Below are 465 nucleotides of genomic sequence, written 5' to 3'. Positions count from 1 at the left end.
ATACTGCCGCCGTCTATGCTGCCCGCGCCAATCTCAACCCTGTGATCATTACCGGCGTTGAGCAAGGCGGACAACTGATGACCACCACCGAAGTGGACAACTGGCCTGCCGATGCCGAAGGCGTACAAGGTCCGGAACTGATGGCCCGTTTCCAGGCTCATGCCGAACGCTTCGGTACTGAAATGATTTTCGACCAAATCCACACCGTTGATTTGCAAAACCGTCCGTTTACCCTTAAAGGCGATATGGGCGAATACACCTGCGATGCACTCATCGTTGCCACCGGCGCTTCCGCCAAATATTTAGGTTTGCCAAGCGAAGAAACCTTTGCCGGCAAAGGCGTTTCCGCCTGCGCAACTTGCGATGGTTTCTTCTACAAAAAACAAGATGTTGCCGTAGTCGGCGGTGGCAATACCGCTGTGGAAGAAGCCCTCTACCTTGCCAATATCGCCAACACCGTTACCC

The 465-nt window shown here is 54.0% G+C and carries 1 protein-coding gene; it reads left to right on the top strand.

The window, feature by feature from the left end:
* Positions 1 to 465 (top strand): FAD-dependent oxidoreductase (locus tag ACTHUR_RS20135; RefSeq protein ID WP_440400563.1); only part of this gene is annotated, 465 nt, incomplete at both ends.

Source organism: Neisseria sp. P0021.S007 (assembly GCF_051956855.1).
This window is presented reverse-complemented; position numbering and strand designations above follow the sequence as displayed.